The sequence below is a fragment of the Qipengyuania gaetbuli genome (genome assembly GCF_020171365.1).
GTDB lineage: Bacteria > Pseudomonadota > Alphaproteobacteria > Sphingomonadales > Sphingomonadaceae > Qipengyuania > Qipengyuania gaetbuli_B.
In genome coordinates this window covers 64,584-82,466 of record NZ_JAIUZO010000002.1, presented here as the reverse complement: position 1 = coordinate 82,466, position 17,883 = coordinate 64,584, and the positions used below count along the sequence as shown (strand labels likewise).

The window sequence follows — 17,883 nt, the reverse complement described above, 5'->3', positions numbered from 1 at the left end:
CGCCGCCTGCCGCAACGTCAAAATGCGTTGCGGTGGACCAGTACCAGTGCTGTGCGTGCCAGGATCTGGAAGTCGAGAAGGGGGCTCCATTTCGAAACGTACTCAAGGTCGCTGTAGAGCCTGTTGAGCAGGTCTTCCTCGTTCTCCGTCGCACCGCGATAGCCGCGCACCTGCGCAAGGCCGGTCATCCCCGGCTTGAGGGCATGCCTCAGCCAGTAGCTGCGGTCGATTTCCCAAAACAGCTTGTTACCCGCGAGCGACCCGGTGGCATGCGGACGAGGGCCGACGAGGCTCATCGATCCGCCCAAGACATTGAATAGCTGGGGCAGTTCGTCGATGCTCGTGCGCCGGAGTATCGCCCCGATGCGCGTGACGCGATCGTCATCCCGCGATGCCGAGACATTGCCGTCGAAATCGCTCGATTCCACTTTCATGGTGCGGAATTTCACGATCCGGAAGAAGCGGTTGCCGCGACCGACACGTGCCTGCCTGAACAGCACGGGGCCGCCGTCCTCGACCTTGATGGCGATCGCGACGAGCAGGAAAAGCGGGCTGAGCAAGAGGAGTGCTAGCGCGGCAACTGACAGGTCCATCACCCGTTTAAGCAGGCGTTGCGGTAGAGTCAGCGGGCCGGTCGAAACCTCCAGCGAAATGAACGATTCTTCGATTCGGATGCGAGAGACGCCGAGTTCCTGCAGGCCGTGCGACACGACTTCCCCGTTCACGCCGGCGGCGCGCAGGATCGGTGCCCACAATTGCCGATGCTCGACCGGGCAGCTGACGATCGCACGGTCTACGTTGCGCAGGTATGACCCGATCTGGTCCAAGGTCAGCGGGCCCGGATCGTCGAGATTTATGTTCATCTCACGGGCGCTGATCCGTTCCGCACCATCTAGTGAAATCCGCGGACCGCCATCGTCGATGATCAGTACGCTCTCGAGATCCTTGCGCCCATGCGATTTCAGCCAACGGGTAAGCGTGAAGCGGACCAGGGCCAGCGGCGGGAAGGTCAGCAGCATGCCCAGGCCGAAACTGAAGCGCGAGAAGTCCTCGGCCGACTTGGTGAAGAAGATCGCCGCGGTCAGGAGGAGGGCGGAAATGGCCTGGGTCACGACAAGCGCGGAAGTCGCCTGCCATACCTGCGTGAGCGAGCGCGCATTATAGAGGCCGGAATACTGTCCGATGACCACGAAGATCGATGAAAACGCCAGTGCGTTGGCCGTGGTTGTGTCGGACAGGAAGTCTCCGAAGTACAGCTGGCCGGTCACGCCGAACATGGCGAAGATTACCGCGATATCCACGCACATCATGGAAATCCGATACGCAAGCCTGCGCCGTTCCATCGAGTGGGGGAAAGGCACCGCTTGCCGTGTCAGTTCATTGCTCAACTTATTCATCAGGCGATATTTTTATCAGACGCCCTGCCTGTGTTCGCGTTTGGCATGCCAGCTCCTCACCCCCGGCATGATCGACAGACAGATCGCTTGCTTACCTCTTTTTCTGGTTCTTCGGCTCGTTGCCGCAGGCCTTGCGCCACACATGAGTTCCGAGCGTTTTTCGCTTAGTCTAAAATGTTTCTTTTCGACAGACTTTATTGTTGCGGGTGCGCGATGGCCACTTGCGGGGACAAATGTCCGGCAGTGCCCATCTCTTCCTTTTCTATATCGTTTTTTTTTCTTATGGACCGCGAGTTACCAGGTGCGCTGCCGAAACAATCCCGCCATTCCCTCAGAAGCGAAAGCGTCGAGACCGCAAGCCACATGGCTGATCTAGTTTGGAAATTCAGGCGTCTCGCTTTGATGTCGCCCGCCGAGATAGCGCACCGTGTATCCAACGTCGTGCAGAACGGGTGGGAAGCAAGGTTCAGGCTCGATCCGGCTGTTCCTGCACCCGATCTCTCAGTGCAAGGCACTGGCCTGCTGACAGAGTTGGATCACTCGCTGGAAGGTCGTCCCTACAGCAAAGCGGCGGATCGCCTCCTTTCCGGACAGATGCGGGTATTCGCAAAGGACGACGCGCCGTTCCCGCCGCACTGGAATCGGGACCCCAAGACCGGGACGCAGGCGCCGCTAAGTTTTGGAAAGGGCATAAATTACCGGCACGAAGCCATCGTCGGCGACATCAAGTACCTGTGGGAGCCCAACCGCCACCAGGAACTGGTCACGCTGGCCCAGGCATGGCGGCTGACGGATGACGCCCGCTATCTCGATGCGATTGCCGGGCTGCTTCGTAGCTGGCTCGACGAGTGCCCGTATCCATACGGCGTGAACTGGACCAGCTCGCTCGAACTGGGCCTCAGGCTGGTGAACTGGTCGTTCGTCTGGGACCTCACCGGCGGACTTCAGTCACGCCTGTTCGATGGCGAGGGTGGAGAAGCGCTGCGGGAAGACTGGCTCAAATCCATCTATCTGCATCAGGATTTCATCGCGCGGCATCTCTCTTTCCATTCCTCCGCCAACAACCATATCCTGGGCGAATACCTTGGCCTGTATGTTGCCGGTGCGCGCTGGCCCTTGTGGGCCAAGTCGCACCAATGGCGGTCGCTCGGACGGGAAGGCTTCCTGCGCGAAGCCCTGCTCCAGACCGGCCGGGACGGGGTCAACAAGGAGCAGGCCGTCTATTACCAGCACGAGGTGATGGACATGATGATCCTCGCGGGCCTGCTGGCCCGGGCAGAGGAGCAGGATTTCCCCGTTGAGTACTGGGCACGCCTCGAGGCAATGTGCGAATTCCTTGCCGCGATCATGGATGTCGGCGGGAATGTGCCCATGATCGGCGATGCGGACGATGCCCGAATAGCCCGCCTCGATCCCGATCAGCATAGCGATCCATACAAGCCGCTGCTGGCTGCAGGTGCGATATTGTTCGACCGAGAGGATTTCGCTCACAAGGCCGGGCATATGGACGACAAGACGTGCTGGTTGCTGCCGAACCGGCCGCTGCCATGGCCTTCGGCGCGCCCCCCAGTCACCACCTTCAGCGAGGGTGGGTACTACGTGTTAGGTCACAATCTCGAACAGGCAGACGAAATCCGCCTGGTGTGCGATTGTGCTCCGCTAGGATACCTGTCGATCGCCGCCCACGGTCATGCCGACGCGCTGGCCTTCACGCTGTCGGCGGGCGGCATGGAATGGCTCATCGATCCGGGGACATTCGCCTACCATACGGAGAAGAAGTGGCGCGACCATTTCCGCTCGACCCTGGCGCACAATACCCTGTGCATCGACGGTCTCGACCAGTCGGTGATCGGCGGCAACTTCATGTGGATGCACAAGGCGAATGCATCGCTCGTGCAGTTCGATGCCGAGGCGGGCCTGTTCGAGGGCGAGCATGACGGTTACCGGCGCCTGGCAGACCCTGTGACCCACCGGCGCCGTATCGAACTGGACGGACCGGCGCGAGTAGTTACTGTGACCGACTTCCTGGAATGTTCGGAAGAGCACGAGGTAGGACTGTCCTTTCAGTTGGCAGAAGAGTGCACAGCCCGGATCGACAAGGGCGAAGTCCTTGTCGGGAAGGCGGGCCAGACCATCCGTATCCGTTGCGAAGATGCACGGCTCGAGCCCGTCATTCTCGAGGGCGAGACCGATCCGCCGGCAGGGTGGATTTCGCGTCGGTTCGACGAAAAGAGCGCAGCCCCGATGATCCGCTGGACCGGACGTGTATCACGCGCGCAGATCAGGACTGTGATTACGATCCAGGAAGGTGCGCGGTCATGACAACTCAGGCCCGCAATTCGGCCGTCCCGCTTCAGGTGCTGGTCGCAACACCGCTCGGCAAGGGTGGTAATGGCGGTATCGACCGCCTGATGGACCTCCTGCGCGACCGGTACGAGATGTCCGGGGACAGGGAAGCGGTCATCCGCTTCGGCTCGACAAGGGGGAAGGGCCATATCCTGCTCTCGCCAGTCTATCTGGCAGCATTCCTGTTTCGGATGGCGCTCCTCAAGCTGACGGGTCGGCTCGATATTCTCCACATCAATCTGTCGAGCCAGGGAAGCTTCAGCCGCAAGCGCATCGTTGCCCGCTTCGCGATGATGCTCGGCGTTCCTTATGTTTTGCATCTCCATGGATCGCGCTTTCGCGAGTTTTACGAAAGCGCGAGCCCGGGCAAGCAGCAGGCCATTCGCGAGACTTTCGTAAATGCACGCGCCGCGATCGTGCTTGGCAGCTACTGGCGAGAGTTCGTCTCGGAGATGGACCGGCGGATCAATACCGTCATCCTGCACAATGCCACTGCACCCCTCGACGTACCGATAAAAGCCGATTCACCGGGCGAGGTGCATGTCGCGTTCCTGGGCGCCCTAGGCGCGCGCAAGGGCGTGCCTGAACTGGTGGAAGCCGCGCGCCGGCTTGCCGATCTGCCCGGATGGAAGATGACGATTGCCGGAAACGGAGAGGTCGAGGAGACGCGCAATGTCGTAGCGGAGCACGGCCTCGGTGACCGGATCGCGATACCGGGCTGGCTCGGCCCCCAGGACTCGGCAAGGCTGCTGAGCACCTGCGATGTGATCGTCCTTCCGTCCTACAATGAAAACCTGCCGATGTCGGTTATCGAAGGCATGGGCGCAGGCAAGGCAGTCGTCACGACCCCGGTCGGTGCCGTACTCGATATCATCTCCGACGAGGACAACGGCCTGATCGTTCAGCCGGGCAATGTCGAGGAGCTGACCGCTGCCCTGAGGCGGGTAATCGAAGACGGTGAACTACGCCGAAAACTTGGCGAAAATGCGCGCTCGACACATCGCGAGATGCTGGATATCAGCACCTATCTACCGCGCCTGACGGTCATCTGGAAAGAAGCGTTGTCAAATGCTTCTGCCAACAAGCAACAGAATTTGAACACTTGAACAAGGGAGTGAGCGGTCTTCGGCTGCCACCGGGAATTTCAATGAAACTAAGCGTATTCGGATTGGGTTATGTGGGCGTGGTCGCGGCGGGGTGTCTTGCCGCAGACGGGCACGAGACGATCGGTGTCGATCCCAATCGTGAAAAGGTCGACCTGGTCAACGCAGGCAACTCCCCGATCATCGAGAAGGACATCGGCGAGATGGTCGAAGCTGCCGTCAAGAACGGCATGCTGCGCGCGACGACCGATGCTCGCGAAGCGATCATGGCCAGCGACATGGCCCTGATCTGCGTGGGCACGCCCAGCCAGCGCAATGGCTCGCTCGATCTTACCTATGTCCGCCGCGTGTGCGAGGAAATCGGCCGCGCCATCGGGGAGAAGGACGATTATTTCGTGGTCGTCATCCGCTCGACCATCCTCCCAGGTACCATGCGGGGCCTGATCGTCCCGGTCCTTGAAGAAGCTTCGGGCAAGAAGGCAGGCGTCGACTTCGGCGTGTGCAACAACCCCGAATTCCTGCGGGAAGGGACGGCGGTCTACGACTATCGCAACCCGCCCAAGACGGTCATCGGTGAACTGGACGAGCGTAGCGGCGCGATGCTGGCGGACCTCTATGCCGATCTCGACGCGCCGCTGATCCGCACTTCGGTAGAGGTGGCGGAAACGGTCAAGTATATCGACAATGTGTGGCACGCGACCAAGGTCGCCTTCGCCAACGAAGTCGGCGCAGTGTGCAAGTCGCTCGACATCGACAGCCACAAGGTCATGGACATCTTCTGCCTCGACACGAAGCTGAACCTGTCGAGCTATTACATGAAGCCCGGCTTTGCTTTCGGCGGATCGTGCCTGCCCAAAGACGTTCGTGCGTTCAATTATCGCGCCAATTCGCTCGATCTCGACCTGCCGCTGATCGGATCGATCATGGCCAGCAACGAACGCCACATCGATCGCGGCTTCGAGCTCGTTACTCGCGGCGGCAAGAAAAAGGTCGGCATTCTCGGATTCAGCTTCAAGGCGGGGACCGACGACCTGCGCGAAAGCCCGATCGTCGAACTGATCGAACGCCTGCTCGGCAAGGGGTACGAACTTGCGCTCTACGACCGGAATGTCAGCATCGCGGCGCTGAAGGGCGGGAACCGGGACTACATCCTGAACCATATTCCGCACATCAGCCGTCTCATGCGCGAAACTGCCGAAGAGGTGGTCGCGGACTGCGACACGATCATCATCGGCAATTCGGATCCGGCCTTCGCCGACGTCAAGTTCCGCGACGACCAGAACATCATCGACCTCGTCCGTATCGAGGGCGATGCCTCGGCTGTCGAAGGCTACGAAGGCATCTGCTGGTAACGTGACCCGCCGTGTCCTGATCATTGTCGAAAACCTGCCCGTACCCTTCGACCGAAGGGTCTGGCAGGAGGCCAGTACCCTGCGCGATGCAGGCTATTCGGTCAGCATCATCTGCCCGGCGACTAAGGATTATCCCAAGCGCCGCGAGACGATCGACGGTATCGAAGTATATCGCCACCCGCTGCCGCACGAGGCAGATGGGGCGGTGGGCTATGCCCTGGAATATGGCAGTGCTCTGTTCTGGGAGCTTTACCTGGCAACGAAGATCGCGTTTTCGCGCGGCTTCGACGTGATCCACGCGTGCAATCCGCCGGACCTCATTTTCATGGTGGCCGCGTTCTTCAAGCCATTCGGCAAGAAGTTCGTGTTCGATCATCATGACATCAATCCCGAGCTTTACGAAGCCAAGTTCGGGCGCCGGGATTTCTTCTACCGGCTCATGCTGTGGGCGGAGCGGCTGACGTTCCGGCTCGCGGACATGTCGATCGCGACCAACCACAGTTACCGCAAGATCGCCATCGAACGCGGCGGCATGGATCCGGACAAGGTCTTCGTCGTCCGCTCCGGGCCGAAGCTGGACAGGCTGAAGCTCGTCCCGCCTAAGGCCTACCTCAAGCAAGGGCGCAAGTACCTGGTCGGCTACGTCGGGGTGATGGGCAAGCAGGAAGGTATCGACCTGCTGCTCGAAACCGTGCGCGTTCTCGTGCACGAAAAGGGACGCCAGGACATTCATTTCGGCCTTGTCGGCGGCGGCACCTCGCTCGACGAGATGAAGGAGCTCGCCGGTAAACTCGGCGTGGACAATTACGTCACCTTCACCGGCCGCGTCAGCGATGCCGACCTGCTCGACATGCTCAATACGGCGGATGTCTGCGTCAATCCCGACGTCGCCAATGCGATGAACGACGCCTCGACCATGAACAAGATCATGGAATACATGGCGCTGGCCAAGCCGATTGTGCAGTTCGATCTGACCGAAGGGCGATATTCGGCACAGGATGCCTCGCTCTATGCGCAGCATAATGATCCGCACGACATGGCGGACAAGATCATCGCACTGCTCGACGATCCCGAACGCCGGAAGAAGATGGGCGAGTTCGGCCGCAACCGCGTGATCAACGAACTCGAATGGAAATACGAGGCGCCCAAGCTGCTTGCCGCATACGATAGTCTCTGGAAGACTGCGGACTGAGGACCGTAAATTGCAGACCATCATGCGCCTTCACCGGATATCCTCCACCTTCTACCGGTGGCGGCTGCCTGTCGTCGGCAGGATAGTGGACGGTATCATCCGTGTCCTGTTCGGAGCTGTCGTTCCCGGCAAGGCGCAGATCGCGCGGTCCGCATTCTTCGAACACAGCGGCCTTGGCGTGGTGCTTAACGAGCGCAGCGTGATCGGTGAGAACTGCCGGATCGGAGTTCACGTCGTCCTAGGCGGCAAGGCGCCCATCATTGGCGCGCCTGCTCTCGAAGATAACGTGATTGTCCATGCAGGGGCGAAGCTGATCGGGCCGATCACCGTCGGCAGGGGCACCGTGATCGCAGCGAACGCAGTCGTGATTGGCGATCTGCCTCCGGGTGTCATGGCCGCGGGGGTCCCGGCAGTCGTCAAGAAGCCGGCAGAAGCTTCCGACCAGCACGGGTAGGCGCCAGGTGACAGCACCCCGCAGAGGGCTGCTGCAGGTGCTGTCACGGAGCGGATTGATGTGCCTCAGCTAATGCATCGCGCCAGTTTGGCTCCTGTGAGCCTCACGCTTGCCGATGCTCCGTCGATCCCTGCAACACCCAGATTGACGACAAAATCAAGTGCCGCGGTATTTCCGAGTACGATGGGGCTGGTCCGCAAGACTCCGGACCAAGTCTGGTCGGGGTAACAGAACTTCGTCCCCGTCGGCACACCGGCCTGTGTGCCAAGCACGCGGGCCAGCTGGCCTGTAGTGTCTGCGACCTGGAGTTGCAGTTCCGTCAGGCTTGACGGGCCAATGCCCGACACCTCGACTTCGACCAATCCTTCGACTTTTTCGCCAGGTGCATAGGAAGAATAGATCTGGCGGTAGAGCCGCCCTCTTGCTTCACCAGATGCCTGGCTGCCCGAAGCGGTTATACTGTACGCGGGGCGCGACATGCCATTGGCCAGCGCCTGCGTTTCGAAGGCGCCGGTTAGCGACCCGCCTGCCGATTGACGCTGGAGGACCCAGCCCGCCGGCGCGGTTCCAGAAGCTCCGCCGGAAACCGTACCACCTGGCGTGCCGAGCGCGAGGGCGGGGCCGAGTTTCGAGCCCGTCGGATTGGTGAGCGCATCGAACTGGTCGTGCGCTCCGTCCAGTAGTGGCGGCCTTCCGTACAGGCGGTTTTCGAGAACCCCCGCGATCGTCTTGCCGATCCAGAACGCGCCACGGATCGAGGGATGCAGACCGTCGTAGGTCATGGCCGTGGGGATGCTCGAACCGGCTGGCGCGCCGCCGATGGGAAGCCCCTTGGAACTGGCGTGATCGAGCAGCAGCGGGCCTGCGTCGGCTACTGCGAAGCCGCTACCTACGGAGCGCGCCCGGATGTGGTGCCTGACCTGCGCGAGATGGGCCTGCTGTGCATCCGTCAGGGTCTGTCCCGCCAGTACTCCCGCGGGGATAGGCGGGACCGCAACCACGAAAATGCCCGCATCCCGCAGCCTGTCGTAGATCCGCTCAAGGTTTCGGATCGTTTGCGCCGCCGTAAGCGTGGGCAGGTCGTTCACGCCGCCGAATACGACGCAGATGTCGGGCCGTGCAGCGACGACGCGGCCGACGCGGGCCAGCATCTGGTCACTGCGTTCACCCGAAACGCCGAAGTTGAATTCTGCCGGCGATATCAGCCGGCCGCCGGAGAGGATTTCAGCCCAAGAGAGGTAACCGTAAGGCCGCTTCCACCAAGGGCTGCCATCCGAATTCTGGAAGGTCATGCTGTCACCGAGCGCGGCGAGCGTGGAGAGAGGACGCGCCAGGCCAGCCTGATCGAAAGCCGCGCGCGCGATGGCCGCAGGCTGCAGCGCCATGGCCGCGCTCATTGGGCCACCCGATAATCGAGCGTGCCGCCAATCAACTCAGCGTCGAGGTAAAGCGAGGCTGATCCCTCGGTCTCGACCCACACGATCTCGTTGATATTCTGTGACCAGACGAGAGGGCGTCCCGCGAGCGTCGCAGGCATGCGCGTGGCTCCGCCGTCTATCGACCGTTCGAGCGTGACATCGCCGGACCATTGCCCCGAAAGGGTCAGAACGATTTCGCGCCCGATCTGGGGTTTGAAGGGGCCGAAGGTAGCACTGGCGGTGGCCGAACCGACGAGAGGCACGGAAGTGGCTACGGTCTGGGTGTGACTGACGGGCAGGGGCGATTCGATCGAAACCGGTCGGGCTTCTTCATCGATGGTCCCGTACGAGATGGCGACCGAAGGCACGAAACCCGCAGGAGCGTTGATGGAAGGCAAGGACATGGCGTCTCCTCATTGAAAGGGAGATTGCCATTAATTCTCAGTATGTTCTGTAGGAAAGAAGAAAACTCTCCGGCCGACCCTACCTCTTGGGGAGGTTGCGATAGGCGTATTTCAGCACGGATTTCGCGTACTGGGTCCATGTCCTCGGCTTTACCCAGGACGCGCTCCAATGATGGATAGCGTAGGTTTCCTCGGTGATGTCGGAGTACAGCAGCTGCTTTACCGGCTGATCAGGATCATACGGGTTGTACGGATAGAAGTAGCGGGGCGGGTAGATGGTCACGTCGAAATCGCCGGCATCGTAGACCTGCTGCATGATCTTCGGAATTGATGTGAAGCTCGGGCTTCCGGCTGAGGCGTCACGGTCCATCCATTTGAGACAGGCCTTGAGGAAGGCAGAATGTGGGTGTGCCCCGATAATGCCGGCACTTATTTGGCCGTCGGATTCATTCCCCACCACATGCGTGTGTTCCAGGAATTTCTCAAGGGGCTTGACCACCTCCATATCCGTGTCGAGATAGATGCCGCCATGTGCGATGAGAGCCTGCAGGCGAGCGTAGTCTGCCACGAAAGCCCAGAGTCCCCGCATGTACGCGATCCGCATATATGGATGGTCGTCTATGGGCGTATTGGATTCATCCCAGCGAATGATTTCGAACTCCCCGGCTTTGCGCTCCCAGCTTTCGACGCAAGCCTGAGCGAGGGGTGTCAGCGGCTTCCCGCCGTACCAGCAATAATGGATTTTGCGCGGTATCGTCACGGTTCGTCTCGATAATTTCCTAAGTGGCCGGAGCCGTGCCTTGCAGTGCGTTCGCCTGCCGCGCTTGCCGGAACTCCGCCATGGCTTGTCCGCGCACGATGGCAGCGTATTTTTCTAGGCCGCAAAGCATGCCGACGCAGCTTGCGAAAAGGAAATGAATTGCGGGGCCGTCGACGAGCGAGCGGTCGTAGATCAGCAATGGGAAAGCCAACACGATAATGCCGGCCATCAAATCCGCCCTGGATTGGATAGTGCGATTGGGAGCCTCTCTCGCTATGCGAAATGCCAGTCGCAAGGCAGAGATGAAGATCGAAACGTACAGGCACAGGCCAATGATGCCCGTATCCCAAAGGAGCTGGGCAATCGTGGTGGAATTGATCACGGCCTGTCCGAACTTCTCTGTCACGCTACCGCCTTCCACCGTGTCGGAAAGGCGGCTTGCTCCAAGTCCGTAACCGACCAGTCTTTCGGCTGTGTTTCCGCCGCTTTCAAACCACAGGGCGATCGAAGCGCCGCGCGAAACCTCTCCGGTCCTTGCAGAGACGTAGGTCGTGTCGAAGAAGTATTCGAAAGAGGAGGTGATGCGCTCGCTGCGGCCGGTTGAGGACCCCGCCTCGCTGTCGGCGTAAATCCCGAGGGTGACATAGCTTCCCAGCGCGACGCTGACGAGCAGCAGGCCACTCTGGAGTGGGCGTTTCAGCATCAGCCGGCGCAGCATGACTGCGACGCCTAGTGGCATCATGATGAAGAAGGCCTTCACCTCGCCCTGGATCATGATGAGGAACGCCAACGCCACAGCTAACGCTGCGAACCAAAGCGCTGCCTTCTGCCGCTGCCACCAGGAAATCGCCACGAGCGTGCCGACGATCACGTACACCATCAGGGTGCCGCTTGCGCCGCCGCCTTCGACATCACCGCCGAACGTTCCCACCACCGCGTCCCAGTTGTCGGTGGTGAAGTTCTGCCAGACCGCGAAAGGCAGTTGCAGGGCGAAGAGGCCCAGCAGCGCCCATTCGAAGCGGGACAGGAACTGGCTTCTCATGCCCAGCCAGACGGCGGGGATCGCAACAAGCCAGATCGCGAAATAATTCTTCAGCGCGAGAAGGGCCTGCGACTGTCCGATGCCTGCAACGACGGAGACGAACGTGCCCCACAGCAGGAATGCTGCAAGAAGCTTGATTGGTCGATGGCGCATGAGGCGCAGCGAGGCCGGCTGCTGCAAGAACTCGAGGAAATATTTCCCGGCAACGGCTCCGCAGAACACCGCCGCCAGCCAATAGGACCGTTCTTCACCGCCGTAGTAATGTGCGAGGCCTATCGCGACCGTGATCACGAAGAAGGTGACGAAATAAACGAACGAAGTTCGCAGCACGAGAACTGCAATGCCGCCAACAAGTCCGGCCAGGGCGATTACGAGAAGGAGACCTGCGCTCATGAGAACAGCCTGCCGTAGGCGATGCGGCAGCGTTCCGCCAGTGCAGGATAAGCCCTGTTCTCGACTAGCCAGGATCGGGCATTTTCCAGCGTGCCGGTCGGGACGGGACCTAGGGACAGTGCCCGCTCGACCCCTGACTGAAACCCTTCCGGAGTGAATTCGACCACTTCGCAATAGCCTGTCATGAAGGCCACAAGATCGTGGTCGGGCAGGTGGTTGACCACCGCCCGGCGGCCGCACGCAACATATTCTACAAGCTTGGTGGGCGTCGATACATCGAACATCTCGGTGTTGGGCACAGCAGACAGGCAGACTGTCGCCCTCCTTATCACGGCAGGCAGTTCCTGCAGCGGGACCGCACCGAGGAAATGCACCCGCTCGTCTGCGTGCTGGCGAGAAAAGATTTCAAGTATTTCTACGCGCTGTGCATCCGTGGCTGGTCCCGCAACCACGAATACGACATCCGGCAATCGGGCCAGCACACTCGCGACGCCCTCAAATGCGACTGCCAGGTTCCGTTCGGTGTCGAGGGTTCCGACATAGAGAACGACCCGGGTGCCTTCCGCTATACTGTCCAAGTGTGCCGAGCTTCCCTCGGCGCAAAACAAGGTCGGCTCGAACCCCATCGGGACGGCCACAAGACGATCGGTATCGAGGCCGCGTCCTGCGAGTTTCTCGACCATCAGATTGCTCTGAGCAAAAATCATGGAGGCCGAGGGCAAAGTCCACCGGTTGAGAAGGAAGGATCCAATGTTTGCGAGGGTCGCCCGTGCGAGACGGGAAGGGCTGAAGCGACCGTAGCGCTGGGCCAGGTTCCGGTATCCGATGTCGATCGGGAACGACATCCAATAGACGAACGGCTTGCCGGCCAGCCGGCTTATCAGGGCGTACCAGGCGGAAATGATGATCAGATCGCGGCACTGGACCACGTCGTATCTGCGCGCAAGGATTTCGAAGGAGGCTCGGCAGTGCATGCCTATCTGCGCAAGTACGGAGCCCGCAACGCGCACAACTCCGACCTTCTCCGCATGAACTCCCTGATCCGCGGCAGTTCCCCTGACGCACCAGGTGACGTCGAGGTCTGCAGAAAGATGCAAACCGAACAGGATCGCGACATCGGCTCGGTTAAGCGGGTACTGGTCCCGCGCGAAACAGACGAGGCGTGGCTTCGGCGCGCTCATCAGGACAACCCCAGTTTCCGACGAACCATCCGGGCGGTCGGCAGGATTGACGCGAGGAAGCCCATGTCGACCTTCAGCGTGCGGCGCGCCAACCACCACATCTGGACGGACTGGACCGAGAGGGCGATTGCCGTCGCTGCAGCTGCACCGGTTGCGCCGAAGATCGGGATAAGGGCCAGATTGAGCACGAGGTTCACGATAACCGATATGGTCGTCATGCGACCGATTGCGCGCTCGTGACCGGTCATTGCCAATGCGGCATCTGCGCTTCCGCGGAGAAGGAGCGCGACCTGGCCCAAGGTCAGTATCAAAAGCACCGTGTCTGCAGTCTCGAACTCGGCACCGAACGCGAACCCCAGAAATTCCGCTCCGAAAAAGACGAAAACAGCCGCAATCGGCAGTCCTACCGCGCTGGCCATCATGCAACCGAGGGCTGCACGATCCTTGAACAACTGCGTATCACCGGTGGTCCAGGCATTGGAGAGGCGCTCGTTGAAGACCCCCCTCATTGCGAGGGTTCCGATGACCACGAAGCCGGCGGCGAGAGAGGCGACGCGGTAAAGCCCGACTTGCTCTGCCGAAGACATGGCGCCGAGGATGAGGATGTCCATCTGGGCGAGAACGACCCATTGCCCGTGTATGAGCAGGAACGACATGGCCGTGCCCCGCCATCCCGTAGAAACGGAAGCGGGAGACGGGGTCGCTGAAAGGGTTTCGCCGTGTATCCGGCGCATCTGGATCACGACGGTGACCGCTGCGAGGGCATGTGCAACCAGTTGGGCCAGCATTGCATTAACCGGATCGACTGCCCAAACCGACGCCCAGATAGATAAGAGCAAGCCGATAAACAGCAGCGGCCGGACATAATATCCGGCCATCAAACCGGCCGAAGTGTTGCCCGTGCCCTGCAAGGCCGCTTCGCCAAGGTTTATCAGGACGGCGAAGGGAATGACGGCGACAGCAAGCAGGAAAACCCGCCAATCGAGCGTCGAAATATGCTCCTGAAAGGCGAATATCGCCCCCAACAGAAGGGCAATCGAAACAACGGACGCCACCGCGGTGGTCTTCAATGTCCACAGCCACAGCGCCTTCAGCTTTGACTGATCCCCTTCGGCTACCGCTGCAGCGCTCTCCTTGATCAGCAGGGTGGAGGTGCCAAACTGTGCAGGCACGACCATCAATGCGCTGATGGCCATCGCCCAGGCGTAGGTGCCGAGATCTGAAGCGCCAAGCAGGCGTGCGAGAATGAGGCCTGTGCCGGCCTGCAGGACAACCCGCACGCCGTTTGCCAGCAAGCTCGATATTACCCTTCGAGCGAGAGGATATCTCGCCAAGCTTCGAAAATGTCCCAACATAGTTTCGAGCTACCGGGTCCGGCGGGCAGTGCGCACAATGAAGGCATCGAGCCAGAAATCGGCCCTCTGGCCGGATCCGATCGAGAAGATCCGGATGCGCTGACCATCGCAGGCTTCGCCGTCGACCTCGAAGGTAAGTTCACGCTTGCCTGTCTCGGAGCCGGAGTCGGCCTCGAACATGCTCCGTTGCGACAGCTTGCGACCGCTGTGCACACAGTCGACCTCGACGGCATAATCGCTCCCCTGGGCCGGTGAATGATCCTGCCACTGCAATATATGACGGCCCGAACCCAAACGGATGGCCCGCATGGCGGCAAGCTTTTCTCCCGGGGCATTGTCGATCACGTGCAAGGCTTTGCCACCCATCTGGTGTGGGGCAGTTTCGATAGCGGCCTGAATGTCACCACTCTGTTCGAGGTTCCATTGCAGGAGTGTAGTTGTTTCCTGACCGCGCACCTGCTCTTCGAACCCGCCTGCAATCCGGCCAAGGTTACTCGGCGATATTTCGCCGCATCCCAGTTGCTGCCAGGTGTCGATAGCCCTGGCCATGTTGCCGCTCTCTATCATCTTCTGGCTCGCCCAGCCGACCGGGCGGCAATTGAGGGGCATGCCCTGATCCCTCCCGGCGCGGAGCATCTTTACCCGTCGTTCGAGGGCAGGGCCGGAAAGCCCCCCGGCATCGACGATGTAGTTGCTCAGCCATGGAGGAGACGATGCGAGGCGGGACGGCATCGCGGCGTATTCGGAATCGTAGCTTTCGGCTGTGAGCACCAAGTTGGCCACGCGTTCGTATGGGGTGCCAAGCCTCAATATCGCATCGATCCTCTGCGCAAGGACAACTGCATCACGGGCTTGTGTGGCCTGTTCTACGATGTAGGCCTGGGTTGCCAGATCGCGCCAGCCGAGTGCGCCGGCTGCGCGGAAGCTTTTCTGCGCCGCTTCAGCTTCGCCATTGTCGAACTGGATCGCACCCAGGGTTGAGAGCGGGCCCTGATCCAGCGGGCTGCGGACGATCGCACGCCGTGCGGATGCCTTCGCATCCTCGATATTCCCATCTTCTGCGTGAGCAATGGCTGCGACTTGCAGCCGCTTGGAGCCGATCGCGTATTCTTCGGGGAGGACGGACATGCCGAATGCTGCCGCTCGCTCGTCGAAGCTGGCGACTGCGGCACCGCTTGCCAGCACGAGGGCTCCCAGAAGAAAGACGCGCGTGACGATCACAGGCCGAGTTTGCTCCTCAGGCTACCCGAACGAGCGGCCGGCTTCTCGGCCTCGTAGTTGTAATAGTCCTGCTCGTAATAATAGCCGTAGCTGGAGCCGAGGCGGCGGGAATCTACCTTGGTCAGGATGCCGCCAAGCATATTGGCGTTGGCCTGGCGAAGACGGCGCAGGGCCGACTTGGTGCGACCGCGCGAACCGCGGTTGGATTCGACCACGAACAGCACGCCGTCTGCAATCTGGCCGAGGATCAGCGCATCGGCGAGGCCGAGAACGGGCGGGCCGTCGATCAGCACGAGATCGAATTCTTCCCTCAACTGAGCGATGACTTCCCTGATCCGCGTACCGCCGAGTAGATCGGTCGGGTTCGGAGGCGTCGGGCCGGCGGGAAGCAGCGAGACGTTCTCGTGTGCCGTCTTCACCACGAAATCATGCGGAGGCCGCTCTGAGACGAGCAGGTCGGTAAGACCTTGGTGGTTTTCCACCCCCATCAACTTGTGGATCGAAGGACGACGGATGTCGGCGCCGACAAGCACCACCGATTTTCCAAGCCGGCCGAACGCCTTGGCCAGTGCGTAGCTGCAGGTGGTCTTGCCTTCGCCAGCCTCGGAGCTGGTGACCGAAAGGCAGTCCGGCAGGCCGTGACTGGTCGAGTAAAGCAGTGCGGTGCGGATCGAATTGAACGCTTCCGCCACATGGGACTTGGTGTCCTCCAAGGCTTCCTCGATCGTCTCGTCGCCATCGTAGACGGGGACGACGCCGAGCGGCGAAAGGCCGAGCTTGAATTCGAGGTCTTCCGACACCCGGATCGTATCGTCTAGCTGCTCTCGAAGCAGAACGAGACCACCCGCGAGAAGAAGGCCGCCAACCAGTGCCAAGGCAAGGTTGATTATCAGATTGGGAGACGACGGGATGACCGGTGCTGTAGCCTCATCGACCATCGAGACATTATTCGTCGCGATACCGGCAGCGGCGCTGATGTCCTTGTAGCGCTGGAGCAGCCCTTCATAAAGAACGCGGTTCGTCTCGGTCTCGCGAGCAAGAATGCCGTACTGCACACCAAGATCCTGCTCGCGCTCGTTGACATTGCGGAACTGGTTTACCTGGCCTTCGATCTCGTTCTCGCGGCGCTGGGCGGACTGGTATTGCAAGTAGATCGAACGCTTGATCTGGGACGCTAGTGCATCGACCTGCTGGTCGAGTTCGGCGACCTGTTCGCGCATCATGAGGACATTGGGGTGCTCGTCGAGGTGGCGGCTGCGTTCCTGGCGCAATGCTGCCTCGGCAGCTGCACGATCTTTCAGCAGTTCCTGAACGGCGTTGTTGGACAGTACCTCGGGAATGCTGAGCGGCGCGACGTTGCGAACCGCCTGCCAGCGCGCTTCAGCCTCGGCTCGATCGGTAGCAGCGTCAACCAGCGCGCTGTTCGTCAGCACCAGGCTGGACGAGTTGAGCGACTGGCTGCGGCCGGCCTCGCCATTTCCGTCGCCTGCGGGAGAGTCCGTAATAATGAGCCCGGCCGAGCGGGCGTAGGCATTGAGTGCCTCTTCGCTGGCTTCCAGCCGGGTCTTTGCCTCCGCAAGCTGGTCGGACAAGAATTCGCGAGCATATTCCGAGCTGTTGTACTTCCGCTGCAGGTTATACGCGATGTAATTTTCTGCGTAGGCATTGGCGATCCGCGCCGCTAGCTCGCTCGAGGGACTTTCGAAGGAGATGCTCACGACACGCGAATTGCGCGGCAGCGAGATGGAAATATTGTCCTGGATCAGCTTGATCGTCGCTTCGGTCAGCGACTTGTTGTAATCCACCGCGCCGGTGTTTTCCGGCAGCTTCTTGTTCATTTCGGCGAAGAATTCTTCATTGCCGATGAGGTTGAGCGAGCGCGCGACACGCAAGGCCATCGTCCTGCTGTTGAGCACGTCGACCTGCGTTTGGAGGAAACGGTCTGCATCCTGGATCGCTACGTCCGGCTGGACGGTCTCATTCTCGCCAAGCACGCGGTCGGCCGACTGGTCGATCTGAACCTGGGCAGTTGCAATGTATTTCGGCGTCATCAGCAAGGACACGGCAATGCCAAGCAAGATCGCGGCGACGATTGCACCGACGATCAGCAACAGGTTCCGCCTGATCATGTAGAACAGGTCGCGCAGGTCGATGTTGAGTGCCGTATCCTCGTCGGAGTTGGCGAGTGCGCCGGTGCCACGAAGAGGCATGTCTTCGGATCGACCGCCGAGTACGAGAGAGTTGGAATTTTCGTAGGTCACTGGT

14 protein-coding genes are annotated in these 17,883 nt (G+C 60.6%); 5 read left to right on the top strand and 9 right to left on the bottom strand.

Annotated features, from left to right (window positions below):
• Positions 1-17: 17 nt before the first annotated feature.
• Positions 18-1,301 (bottom strand): exopolysaccharide biosynthesis polyprenyl glycosylphosphotransferase, encoded by a 1,284-nt coding sequence (locus tag LCL94_RS00780; RefSeq protein ID WP_224830587.1) that lies wholly within the window; start codon positions 1,299-1,301, stop codon positions 18-20.
• Positions 1,302-1,991: 690 nt separating this feature from the next.
• Between LCL94_RS00780 and LCL94_RS00775 the strand changes: the two genes are divergently transcribed.
• From LCL94_RS00775 to LCL94_RS00755, 5 genes are read left to right on the top strand one after another with little or no spacing between them, the layout of a single operon-like run.
• Positions 1,992-3,719 carry a heparinase II/III family protein gene (locus LCL94_RS00775; protein WP_224830586.1) on the top strand — a complete coding sequence of 576 codons (1,728 nt, stop codon included), beginning with the start codon at positions 1,992-1,994 and terminating at the stop codon, positions 3,717-3,719.
• Positions 3,716-4,849, top strand: a complete 1,134-nt coding sequence (locus LCL94_RS00770; RefSeq protein ID WP_224830585.1) for a glycosyltransferase family 4 protein — start codon at positions 3,716-3,718, stop codon at positions 4,847-4,849. The genes LCL94_RS00775 and LCL94_RS00770 overlap by 4 nt, the downstream gene beginning before the upstream one ends.
• A 41-nt stretch (positions 4,850-4,890) precedes the next feature.
• Complete coding sequence (locus tag LCL94_RS00765; protein WP_224830584.1) at positions 4,891-6,198, top strand: nucleotide sugar dehydrogenase; 1,308 nt, start codon at positions 4,891-4,893, stop codon at positions 6,196-6,198.
• A 1-nt stretch (position 6,199) separates the two neighbouring features.
• Complete coding sequence (locus tag LCL94_RS00760) at positions 6,200-7,390, top strand: glycosyltransferase family 4 protein (RefSeq protein WP_224830583.1); 1,191 nt, start codon at positions 6,200-6,202, stop codon at positions 7,388-7,390.
• A 10-nt stretch (positions 7,391-7,400) separates the two neighbouring features.
• The gene (locus tag LCL94_RS00755) at positions 7,401-7,844 is read left to right on the top strand and encodes a serine O-acetyltransferase (RefSeq protein ID WP_224830582.1); all 444 of its coding nucleotides are present in this window, start codon (positions 7,401-7,403) and stop codon (positions 7,842-7,844) included.
• A 65-nt stretch (positions 7,845-7,909) separates the two neighbouring features.
• Here LCL94_RS00755 and LCL94_RS00750 read toward each other — a convergent pair whose 3' ends face one another.
• The 8 genes from LCL94_RS00750 to LCL94_RS00715 all read right to left on the bottom strand — a co-directional run bounded on the left by LCL94_RS00750 (position 7,910) and on the right by LCL94_RS00715 (position 17,879).
• Complete coding sequence (locus LCL94_RS00750; protein ID WP_224830581.1) at positions 7,910-9,241, bottom strand: SGNH/GDSL hydrolase family protein; 1,332 nt, start codon at positions 9,239-9,241, stop codon at positions 7,910-7,912.
• Positions 9,238-9,666, bottom strand: coding sequence for a hypothetical protein (locus LCL94_RS00745; protein ID WP_224830580.1), 429 nt, complete (start codon positions 9,664-9,666; stop codon positions 9,238-9,240). Before LCL94_RS00745 ends, LCL94_RS00750 begins: the two co-directional genes overlap by 4 nt.
• A 79-nt stretch (positions 9,667-9,745) precedes the next feature.
• Positions 9,746-10,531, bottom strand: a complete 786-nt coding sequence (locus LCL94_RS00740) for a glycosyltransferase (RefSeq protein WP_224832632.1) — start codon at positions 10,529-10,531, stop codon at positions 9,746-9,748.
• The gene (locus tag LCL94_RS00735) at positions 10,446-11,861 is read right to left on the bottom strand and encodes a hypothetical protein (RefSeq protein WP_224830579.1); all 1,416 of its coding nucleotides are present in this window, start codon (positions 11,859-11,861) and stop codon (positions 10,446-10,448) included. The genes LCL94_RS00740 and LCL94_RS00735 overlap by 86 nt, the downstream gene beginning before the upstream one ends.
• Positions 11,858-13,042 carry a glycosyltransferase gene (locus LCL94_RS00730; protein WP_224830578.1) on the bottom strand — a complete coding sequence of 395 codons (1,185 nt, stop codon included), beginning with the start codon at positions 13,040-13,042 and terminating at the stop codon, positions 11,858-11,860. Before LCL94_RS00730 ends, LCL94_RS00735 begins: the two co-directional genes overlap by 4 nt.
• Positions 13,042-14,397, bottom strand: a complete 1,356-nt coding sequence (locus LCL94_RS00725) for a polysaccharide biosynthesis C-terminal domain-containing protein (RefSeq protein ID WP_224830577.1) — start codon at positions 14,395-14,397, stop codon at positions 13,042-13,044. Before LCL94_RS00725 ends, LCL94_RS00730 begins: the two co-directional genes overlap by 1 nt.
• Before the next feature lie 9 nt (positions 14,398-14,406).
• Positions 14,407-15,618 carry a hypothetical protein gene (locus tag LCL94_RS00720; RefSeq protein WP_224830576.1) on the bottom strand — a complete coding sequence of 404 codons (1,212 nt, stop codon included), beginning with the start codon at positions 15,616-15,618 and terminating at the stop codon, positions 14,407-14,409.
• On the bottom strand, positions 15,615-17,879 hold the full coding sequence (locus LCL94_RS00715) for a GumC family protein (protein WP_224830575.1): 2,265 nt from the start codon (positions 17,877-17,879) through the stop codon (positions 15,615-15,617). The genes LCL94_RS00720 and LCL94_RS00715 overlap by 4 nt, the downstream gene beginning before the upstream one ends.
• Positions 17,880-17,883: the final 4 nt, after the last annotated feature.

Excerpts from the sequence above, each read along its gene's own strand:
- LCL94_RS00775 (WP_224830586.1), top strand. The coding sequence starts at position 1,992 with ATGCGGGTATTCGCAAAGGACGACGCGCCGTTCCCGCCGCACTGGAAT.
- LCL94_RS00770 (WP_224830585.1), top strand. The coding sequence starts at position 3,716 with ATGACAACTCAGGCCCGCAATTCGGCCGTCCCGCTTCAGGTGCTGGTC.
- LCL94_RS00765 (WP_224830584.1), top strand. The coding sequence starts at position 4,891 with ATGAAACTAAGCGTATTCGGATTGGGTTATGTGGGCGTGGTCGCGGCG.
- LCL94_RS00750 (WP_224830581.1), bottom strand. The coding sequence starts at position 9,241 with ATGAGCGCGGCCATGGCGCTGCAGCCTGCGGCCATCGCGCGCGCGGCT.
- LCL94_RS00745 (WP_224830580.1), bottom strand. The coding sequence starts at position 9,666 with ATGTCCTTGCCTTCCATCAACGCTCCTGCGGGTTTCGTGCCTTCGGTC.
- LCL94_RS00735 (WP_224830579.1), bottom strand. The coding sequence starts at position 11,861 with ATGAGCGCAGGTCTCCTTCTCGTAATCGCCCTGGCCGGACTTGTTGGC.
- LCL94_RS00730 (WP_224830578.1), bottom strand. The coding sequence starts at position 13,042 with ATGAGCGCGCCGAAGCCACGCCTCGTCTGTTTCGCGCGGGACCAGTAC.
- LCL94_RS00725 (WP_224830577.1), bottom strand. The coding sequence starts at position 14,397 with ATGTTGGGACATTTTCGAAGCTTGGCGAGATATCCTCTCGCTCGAAGG.